Origin of the sequence: Acinetobacter sp. 12966 (assembly GCF_031196995.1) — a bacterium.
In the GTDB taxonomy this organism is placed as follows: domain Bacteria; phylum Pseudomonadota; class Gammaproteobacteria; order Pseudomonadales; family Moraxellaceae; genus Acinetobacter; species Acinetobacter geminorum.
This window is the reverse complement of sequence record NZ_JAVIMC010000010.1, coordinates 233,790-242,264: the sequence shown is the minus strand read 5'-3', so window position 1 is coordinate 242,264 and position 8,475 is coordinate 233,790. Positions and strand designations below refer to the sequence as shown.

Here is an 8,475-nt window from a genome sequence, read left to right as displayed (position 1 = left end):
ACAGGCAGAATTATTTTTTCATCGGAATGCCATAGTTGTTTTGACTGGTTAATGCCTTTATTAAATCAGTATCGCCAGCAATACCCAGATGTAGATTTAGACTTCGCTTCAGGTTTTGAAGCCAATCCGCATGAACTCTTACAAAATGCAGAATTTGATTTACTAATTACAGCTGACCCAATTGCATTAAAAGGAATTGAGTATTTTCCGATTTTTGAATACGAATCACGGTTAGTCTTATCAAATACGCATCCTTTGGTACGAGCTGAAAATATTACAGTTCAAGAGTTGGCCGAAGAAGTTTTAATTACTTATCCGGTTGATAAGCACCGTTTAGATATTATGTCTAAACTTTTCATCCCTGCGAATATTCAGCCTAAACAAATACGGACAACTGATTTAACCCAAATGCTTATTCAACTCGTTGCAAGTGGACGAGGTATTGCAGCTTTACCTGATTGGGTAGTGAATGAGTATGAACAGAAGGGATGGGTTACTAGTCGTCGTTTAGATTGTGTTTCACCAACAGGTTTAAGACGAACTTTATATGCGGGCTATCGAACTGAAGAAAAAGAGAAAAGTTATTTTGAAGGCTTCTTAAAGCAGTTGGAAAAGTTCTCTTTAAAACGGAACGCTTATTATTCTGGCTAAAAAATAATTTAGCCTAAGTGTTAAAAAGGTGCTTTATTGCACCTTTTTCATGTCGATTTCTTATTTGCCAATAAATAAAGAGAGTAAGCCTGCCGCAATTAGAGGACCGACTGGTACACCACGGAGTAAGGCGACACCAGCAACTGTACCAATGAGTAAACCTGCAACCACGTCAGGTTGGCTCGACATTAGTTTTACTCCGCGACCACCTAGCCAGGCGACTAATAGGCCAATTGCGATAGCCATAAGAGATTTAACACTAATAAACGATTTTAAAATACTCTCACCACTGAGTTTCCCACTGGCAATTGGAGTGAGTACACCAATGGTTAAAATAAGAATTCCTAAATTAAGACCGTGAGCTTGAATATAAGGAAAAAACTCATTTAATGGCGTGATTTTAACGACAATCAACACACCTGCTGCAATAGTTACAGCTGCATTTTGACTTAATAAGCCGCAGACAAGCAGAACGAGTAGAACAACTAAATTAACATCAAATTGGGCAAGCATGGCGAGCGGGGGGAGTTATAAATAAATGGAATTGTATAATATTTAATAGTCCTAATGTTAAAGCTTTAAAAGATACAGTTGATCGATGTTTTTTTAATAAAAATTGACTGTATATCCCTCAATGATAAGGAGTTTTAATTTTTGGTTACGCTTGAAAACAATGTTATATAAATTAACAAGTTAAAAATTATAGTGTTTAAAAATTGTGATATAAAAATAATCATTACTCATGAGTACAGGATATTTTTATGGACATTATAGATATCAAGATCAAAGATCAGTTTGATAAGATTCATGATGCAAAAGCACAACTAAAGAAAAATTTAGTGGAACATGAAAATGAATCTTTAAAACTAAGCCAGCGTATTGAGCATATTATTGTTGATAATGAAATTATTTTGCCTACTACCGAATTATTATTTGAAAGTGAACAGAACGAAAATATTTATCGAGTCGTTGAGGAGTAAGGGTGCTAACTAGTTCAAGTAGATGAAAACAGTAGCGAGTAGTGTTTAGTAAAAAATGGAAACTACGTTAAAATAACAGCTTAGTTCTAATGAGAAAACTTCATGCTGCTGGAAAAAATCTTACAATCACAAGGGTTTGGTTCTCGTAAATATTGTCAGCAGTTAATAAAAAATGGATCTGTAAGTATTGATGGAGAGGTTGTAAGTGACCTTAAAAAGCAATTCTCTCAAGAAAATTTAGAATTTTCTCTTTTTGGGGAAACTTATCAATATCGAGAAAAAGTTTACCTTGCTCTAAAAAAACCAAAAGGTTTTGAATGTTCACACCAACCTCATCATCATCAAAGCGTATTTAGCCTTCTACCAGAAATCATGATTCAACGTGGTGTGCAAGCTATTGGTCGTTTAGATCAAGATACAACGGGCTTACTTTTACTTACCGATGATGGTAAATACCTTCAAGCTTTAACTCATCCCCGTAAACATGTGCCAAAGGTTTATCATGTTACGACTATAGATCCAGTTACACCTGAGCAAATTGAAATGCTGAGCCAAGGTGTGAGCCTACATCAAGAAAAAGGTGTTTTCGCTGCAACGAATGTAGCGATATTAGAAACGCATCAATTAACCATGACGATCCATCAAGGTGTTTATCATCAAGTAAAAAGAATGATTGCAGCTGTGGGAAATAAGGTGGAAGCATTACATCGCCATCAAGTAGGGCAATTGGTTTTACCTGAACTTGAAGATGGAGAATGGGTTTATTTATCTGAACAACAAAAACAGCTCGCTCAAAATATCATTTGAGAAAACAATGGAAGGTTTGGAACTCGCTATCTCGAATAAATCCCATTTGTTCATATAAACGATGAGATTCATGGTTGTTGCTTTGAGTTTCCAAACTAATCCGTAAAGCATTCTCTTGTTTTGCAAATAGGATTGCTGTATCGATTAGCTGTTTAGCAGAACCTTGACGACGGAAAATAGGCGTAACATAGACATCATCTAAGATATAGTATGTTGAACATGCAACTGAAGAAAAACCTAAATAGAGTAAAATAAAACCCGTAATTTTATCGTCTTTAATATGAATGAAGAACACACTTTCTCTATTCTCAAAACGTTGTTTAAGGAAGTGAAGTGATTCATTAAAATTAGAAGAGGCCCCATAAAATTGGCGGTATTCATCAAATAAAACGGCGAGTTGCTCTAAATCTTCAAAAGTCGCTCGTCTAACGATCATTTGGCACTCCTTGTAACTTATCATTATGTTTTTACAAAGAGAGCATAACGGAAAAAAGAGCTTTTTGACGTTAAAACTTGTTTATAAATGCAACAGGGTTAAGTTTTGTCGCTTTCACCAAGAAGTGCATTCAATTCTTCAAATAAATCTTCATGGTCATCATCTTCAGCTAAAGTCGATGAATTTTGGTTTAATGACGATGCTTTTGCTTTTCTCAGTTTTAATAATTGTTCCATATTAATATTCTGATTTTCGATAGCAAATGGAATAGATTTAGTTAATACGACCTGTTTAAAAAAAAGTCGTACCGCTTGGGCAGGGGTAATTCCCAATTGCTTAAAAACAGCAAAAGCCTGTTTTTTCTCTTGGGAGTCAAGTCGAACCTGATAAACTTCTGTTTTTCGCATGAATAACAAAACCAAATGATTTTTAATTTTTAGGAATTCATTTTAAACCATCGCAATGTAATTTCAATGTTTTTTGGCATAAAAAATAATCTTTTTGTCATTACGGTTACATTACAATGTCAATTCAAACTCAGAATTGAAAGACATTCCCTCTTTTGTGAGGGGATCTGTAAATGAAATATGCTTAGCCAGAAGCTGTAATGGTTCTGAAAAATCATCTTCAGCTTTGTGCTGAACTACGGGATAAAATGGATCATTTTTAATCGGGATTTCTAAATAATTAAGATGCACGCGAAGTTGGTGCTGTTTCCCCGTTGTAGGAGTTAAACGATATTTTGCCCAAATCTGGTTGTGCTCTATAAGCTCAATATAAGTCTGGGTATTGGCTTTCTTATTTTCTATAACCTGCATCGTATAAAAAGGATGACCTTTATCTAAATGCAAATGTAAGGTTTGAGGAAAATTTAAATCTTTTTTATAAGGTGCAACAGCGTGATAAATTTTATTGACTTGGCGCTCTGCAAATAATTGTTGGTATATGCCACGCGATTCAACCCGTTTGCAAAATAGAACGACACCAGCAGTTTCACGGTCTAAACGATGAATAGGTGTTAAAAATTCATTGCCTGTTTGTTTTTTTAGTCGCACTAAAAGAGTTTCTTGAACATATTGTCCTGTCGGGCTAATTGTTAAAAAATGTGGTTTATCGACTACTAATAAATCATCATTTTCAAATAAAATTTGATGCTCAAAAGGCACATGAGGTTCATATGCCAGAAAGCGATAATAAAAAATATGGGTGTTGCCGACATACGGACTGATTAAAGTTAATTTATCCCCATTTGCCGCATATATAAGACCGTCTTCAAATCTTTGCTTCCATTCTTCAGTTTTAATGTGTGCAAAGTGACTACAGAGATACTCATAAATAGTTTGAGTCTGTGTTTGCAGAGGAAGATAGACTTTACTCGCACTTACTCCATCAATCATGGGGGGGAGAAATTCGTTCGGACTAGACATAAAAAAGTGTGAATATTTAAGAAAATTGATATAAAAAAAGCCAACTTCTAGGGCTTAAGTAGGCTTTTAAGGCAGGGCAATGTTATCATATCGATTATTTCGAATCATGTTATGTGTGCTATGTCGTATTCATTGAAATTGGTCTTAAATCATGAAGAAGATACTGAGCGTCTAGCTCAAGCTTTGGCGCAGCATGTTCAGTCGGGTGTAATTTATTTAATTGGGGACTTAGGTGCGGGTAAAACCACACTTACGCGTTATTTCTTGCAAGCTTTGGGCCATAAAGGTTCTGTTAAAAGCCCAACTTATACGCTTGTTGAACCATATAAAATTAATGATAAAGAAATTTTTCATTTTGACTTATATCGTTTAAATGACCCGTATGAACTTGAATTAATGGGAATTCGTGATTATTTAGATATCACAGATGCATTATTTCTATTTGAATGGCCATCTAAAGGTGGCGATGAAATTCCACAAGCAGATATCATCATTGACATTCAAAAGTCAGATGATGAGTTGAGCCGTTTGGTAACGTTAACTTTACCAACAGAAAATTTGTATCAGACTTTGCAGGAACAGCTTCATGACTGATGAAAAGCTAACACAACGTCGTATTCATACATTAGACGCAGCGTTAGCGAACCAGATTGCAGCGGGTGAGGTAATTGAACGACCTTCTTCTGTGGTCAAAGAATTATTAGAAAACTCTATCGATGCTGGCGCAACTGAACTGATTGTAAGGATTGCTCAAGGCGGTTCGACTTTAATCGAAATCATTGATAATGGGCATGGTATTCACCCGGATGATTTAGCACTTGCTGTCATGCGTCATGCTACAAGTAAGATTAAAACCGCTGAGGATTTACATGCTATTGTGAGTTTGGGATTCCGTGGGGAAGCTCTTGCTTCAATTGCTGCTGTCTCAAGATTGACTTTGACTAGCAGCCAAGATGAAAGTGGTATTGGTCATCAAGTTGAAGTAAATGGTACAGCATTTGATCATCAAGAAGTACAAGCTGTTGCTGCTCAAAAGGGCACCCATATTCGTGTTCAGGATTTATTTTTTAATGTTCCTGCACGCCGTAAATTCTTAAAAAAACCAACTACAGAATTTGGTCATATTGAAGAGATTGTGCGTCGTCTGGCTCTAACACATTTCGATATACGGTTTGTGCTTGAGCATAATGATAATATTAGAATTAATTTACCGATAGCAGATAGTGGGGAACTACGTTTTCAGCGAGTTCAACAATTATTAGGGTCGCAATTCGTACAAAATGCATATTGGATTGATGCCGAAAGTATTAGCATGCGTTTATCGGGTTGGCTAGGCCATCCCTCAGATGCACGTGCACAAGCGGATATGCAATATGTCTATGTAAATGGTCGTATTGTCAAAGATAAAACGATTTCGCATGCGCTACGCATGGCCTATGATGGTATTTTACATGGCCACCAGCATTCATCTTATTTACTTTTTTTAGAAGTTGATCCTGAAAATATTGATGTCAATGTTCATCCGACCAAACATGAGATTCGATTTTTAAATCAAAGAGAAGTGCATGAGTTTGTAAGGCATTACGCAAAAGAAACTCTCGCACAATTTCAGACAGCGAGTGCTGATCTAGCTCAAGCGATGAAAGCGGATGAAAACTCAGATTATTCAGTACAACCTCAGCCTAAATATCAAGAACAATTTTCATTGCACCGCGCAAATGAAACTTTAAATTCAGACAGTGAAGCACGAACCCAGCATGCACCGACAGAATTATTAACTGATTTTAACGCTAGTCGTCCGCAAGCTATTCACTATGCAGATCAAACACCAAAATATAATGGTTCTGCTCAATTAAATAATGCTTTAAAAACTTATTTAGCTCCACTTCGCGACCAACCTGCTAGTTTTTCGGTAAATGAGGATGTTGAGCCAGTTGCTAAAGTAGATGAATTTCCATTAGGTATCGCAATTGCTCAACTGCATGGGATTTATATTTTAGCTCAGAATACAGAAGGGCTTATTATTGTTGATATGCATGCGGCACATGAACGTATTTTATTACAGCAAATGAAAAATGCTTGGGATAAACCTGAATTTTGGACATCTCAGCAACTGCTTATACCTAAGGTGATTTCTATTAGCCGTATGCAAGCTGTTAGGGTCGAAGAACTAAAATCTCAGCTTGAGCGTTTAGGCTTGGAAATTGATTTATATGGTGATGAGCAAGTTATTGTTCGCGGTGTGCCAGCCATATTACAAAAAGCTGATTTTGAAAATCTTATTCCAGAACTTTTAAATGATTTAGATCCAAATGATGAAGCACAAGGATTACTTCAAAAAAGAGATGAGTTGTTAGCGGGAATGGCATGTCATGGGGCAGTGCGCGCACATCGACAACTCAGCCTTTCAGAAATGAATGCTTTACTTCGTCAAATGGAACAAACCGAATTTGCGAGCCAATGTAACCATGGGCGGCCAACTTGGCGTGCATTTCCATTATCTCAACTAGATAAATTATTTGCTCGAGGAGAGTAGTTCTACATGTCAAATCAATTGCCCGTCATCAATTTAATGGGACCAACTGCGAGCGGGAAAACCGCTTTGGCATGTGAATTATACGAGCGTGGAAATTTTGAACTAATTTCTGTTGATTCCGCTCTTGTCTATAAAGATATGGATATTGGCACGGCTAAACCAACTCGTGAAGAGCAAGAACTCTATCCTCATCATCTTATTGATATTATTACTCCTCTTGAAGTTTACTCAGCTGCTCAGTTTGTTGAGGATGCCTGCAAATTAATTGATGACATGCATTCACGTGGGAAAACTCCTATTTTAGTAGGAGGGACAATGTTATATTTCAAGGCATTGTTAGAAGGATTATCTGGTAATTTACCAAGTGCTGATGCTGAAGTTCGGGCAGCAATTGAACAAAAAGCGTTAAACGAAGGATGGCAAGCGGTTTATGATGAACTGGTTTCTGTAGATCCTGCTGCCGCTATAAAGTTTAATGTAACTGATAAGCAACGAATTATTCGGGCTCTGGAAGTTTATAAAATTACGGGTGAACCAATCACTAAATTGCAGGCAGAACAACCAAAAAACGTACCATATCGATACATATTTCATAACTACGCTTTACTTCCAGATCGGGTAGAATTACATCAACGCATTGAGCAAAGATTAAGCAAAATGTGGGATATCGGTTTTTTGAGTGAAGTTGAAGATCTAATTGAAAAATACGATTTAGATGAAAATTTACCCTCAATGCGTTCGGTGGGTTATCGACAAGCACTAGAATTTCTATTAAAAAGTGACTTAAGTCTCAAAAGTAAATGTGAAATGGAGGATAAAGCTTTATTTGCAACACGACAACTTGCCAAACGTCAATATACGTGGTTACGTTCTTTGCAAGAAATACACGATTTTAAAACTTACTTGACGATAAAGCAGGCGAAAGAAGACTTGCGAAACTCTTATGGATAAAGCAAAATTTGCACACTGTCTTTTTATAATTTTTAGTTGAAAAATAAAGATAGTTTTTTTGCGCTGATTTAAAATTTTTTTTTGGAGTTAAAAATGTCTAAAGGTCAAACTTTACAAGATCCGTTCTTAAATTCTCTCCGTAAAGAACGTATCCCTGTTTCTATTTTCCTTGTGAACGGTATTAAATTGCAGGGTCATATTGAATCTTTTGACCAATATGTTGTTTTATTAAAAAATACTGTAAGTCAAATGGTTTACAAGCACGCGATTTCAACTGTTGTTCCAGCACGTAATCCACGTCCAGCAGGCGCACAAGGTACAGGCTTCCCAGCACAAGGCGGCACTCAAGGCGGTTTTGGTGGTCAAGGTAGCGGCTTTGGCGGCGCACAAGGTGGCTTCGGTGGCGCTCAAGGCGGCTTCGGTGGCGCTCAAGGTGGCTTCGGCGGTCAAGGTGGCTTCGGTGGTCAAGGCGGTGGCTTCGGTGGTCAAGGTGGCTTCGGTGGTCAAGGTGGCTTTGGCGGCCAAGGCGGCTTCGGCGGTCATCAAGGTGGTTTTGACAACGATTCTAAATTTGAAGATGGTCAAGACGACGAAAATAATCGTTAATTGAAATCTAAAAAAGAAGCCAGTCAGATAATGACTGGTTTTTTTATGTGTATTTAAAAGTTAATCCAAAGCATTTAAACG

11 protein-coding genes are annotated in these 8,475 nt (G+C 37.0%); 7 read left to right on the top strand and 4 right to left on the bottom strand.

Annotated elements, in window-relative coordinates; genetic code table 11:
• A partial coding sequence (locus RFW85_RS02870) for a LysR substrate-binding domain-containing protein (protein ID WP_309171110.1) occupies positions 1-651 on the top strand: 651 nt, incomplete at its 5' end.
• 60 nt (positions 652-711) lie between these two features.
• Here the strand turns inward: RFW85_RS02870 and RFW85_RS02865 are convergent.
• A complete protein-coding gene (locus RFW85_RS02865) occupies positions 712-1,164 on the bottom strand; it encodes a DUF441 domain-containing protein (protein WP_002122149.1) in 453 nt (150 codons plus the stop codon).
• A 248-nt stretch (positions 1,165-1,412) separates the two neighbouring features.
• Here RFW85_RS02865 and RFW85_RS02860 point away from each other — a divergent pair, with 248 nt between their 5' ends.
• Positions 1,413-1,631, top strand: a complete 219-nt coding sequence (locus tag RFW85_RS02860; RefSeq protein WP_002122273.1) for a hypothetical protein — start codon at positions 1,413-1,415, stop codon at positions 1,629-1,631.
• Between the two features lie 102 nt (positions 1,632-1,733).
• On the top strand, positions 1,734-2,438 hold the full coding sequence (locus tag RFW85_RS02855; RefSeq protein WP_170248116.1) for a pseudouridine synthase: 705 nt from the start codon (positions 1,734-1,736) through the stop codon (positions 2,436-2,438).
• Here the strand turns inward: RFW85_RS02855 and RFW85_RS02850 are convergent.
• From RFW85_RS02850 to RFW85_RS02840, 3 genes are all read right to left on the bottom strand, one after another.
• On the bottom strand, positions 2,431-2,874 hold the full coding sequence (locus tag RFW85_RS02850) for a GNAT family N-acetyltransferase (protein WP_086265941.1): 444 nt from the start codon (positions 2,872-2,874) through the stop codon (positions 2,431-2,433). The genes RFW85_RS02855 and RFW85_RS02850 overlap by 8 nt on opposite strands.
• Positions 2,875-2,972: 98 nt before the next feature.
• A complete protein-coding gene (locus RFW85_RS02845; RefSeq protein ID WP_002122138.1) occupies positions 2,973-3,281 on the bottom strand; it encodes a type II toxin-antitoxin system RelB/DinJ family antitoxin in 309 nt (102 codons plus the stop codon).
• 111 nt (positions 3,282-3,392) lie between these two features.
• Positions 3,393-4,301, bottom strand: coding sequence for a pseudouridine synthase (locus RFW85_RS02840; RefSeq protein WP_216076510.1), 909 nt, complete (start codon positions 4,299-4,301; stop codon positions 3,393-3,395).
• 120 nt (positions 4,302-4,421) lie between these two features.
• Here RFW85_RS02840 and tsaE point away from each other — a divergent pair, with 120 nt between their 5' ends.
• The 4 genes from tsaE (at position 4,422) to hfq (ending at position 8,394) form a co-directional block, all read left to right on the top strand.
• Complete coding sequence (gene tsaE / locus RFW85_RS02835; protein WP_130172423.1) at positions 4,422-4,895, top strand: tRNA (adenosine(37)-N6)-threonylcarbamoyltransferase complex ATPase subunit type 1 TsaE; 474 nt, start codon at positions 4,422-4,424, stop codon at positions 4,893-4,895.
• Positions 4,888-6,837, top strand: coding sequence for a DNA mismatch repair endonuclease MutL (gene mutL / locus RFW85_RS02830; RefSeq protein WP_309171109.1), 1,950 nt, complete (start codon positions 4,888-4,890; stop codon positions 6,835-6,837). The genes tsaE and mutL overlap by 8 nt, the downstream gene beginning before the upstream one ends.
• A gap of 6 nt (positions 6,838-6,843) precedes the next feature.
• The gene (gene miaA / locus RFW85_RS02825) at positions 6,844-7,788 is read left to right on the top strand and encodes a tRNA (adenosine(37)-N6)-dimethylallyltransferase MiaA (RefSeq protein WP_170248118.1); all 945 of its coding nucleotides are present in this window, start codon (positions 6,844-6,846) and stop codon (positions 7,786-7,788) included.
• A 93-nt stretch (positions 7,789-7,881) separates the two neighbouring features.
• Entirely contained in the window at positions 7,882-8,394 is a 513-nt protein-coding gene (gene hfq / locus RFW85_RS02820; protein WP_068557462.1) for an RNA chaperone Hfq, read from the top strand.
• Positions 8,395-8,475: the final 81 nt, after the last annotated feature.

Coding starts and splice junctions, on each gene's coding strand:
- RFW85_RS02865 (WP_002122149.1), bottom strand. CDS start 1,164: ATGCTTGCCCAATTTGATGTTAATTTAGTTGTTCTACTCGTTCTGCTT.
- RFW85_RS02860 (WP_002122273.1), top strand. CDS start 1,413: ATGGACATTATAGATATCAAGATCAAAGATCAGTTTGATAAGATTCAT.
- RFW85_RS02855 (WP_170248116.1), top strand. CDS start 1,734: ATGCTGCTGGAAAAAATCTTACAATCACAAGGGTTTGGTTCTCGTAAA.
- RFW85_RS02850 (WP_086265941.1), bottom strand. CDS start 2,874: ATGATCGTTAGACGAGCGACTTTTGAAGATTTAGAGCAACTCGCCGTT.
- RFW85_RS02845 (WP_002122138.1), bottom strand. CDS start 3,281: ATGCGAAAAACAGAAGTTTATCAGGTTCGACTTGACTCCCAAGAGAAA.
- RFW85_RS02840 (WP_216076510.1), bottom strand. CDS start 4,301: ATGTCTAGTCCGAACGAATTTCTCCCCCCCATGATTGATGGAGTAAGT.
- tsaE (WP_130172423.1), top strand. CDS start 4,422: ATGTCGTATTCATTGAAATTGGTCTTAAATCATGAAGAAGATACTGAG.
- mutL (WP_309171109.1), top strand. CDS start 4,888: ATGACTGATGAAAAGCTAACACAACGTCGTATTCATACATTAGACGCA.
- miaA (WP_170248118.1), top strand. CDS start 6,844: ATGTCAAATCAATTGCCCGTCATCAATTTAATGGGACCAACTGCGAGC.
- hfq (WP_068557462.1), top strand. CDS start 7,882: ATGTCTAAAGGTCAAACTTTACAAGATCCGTTCTTAAATTCTCTCCGT.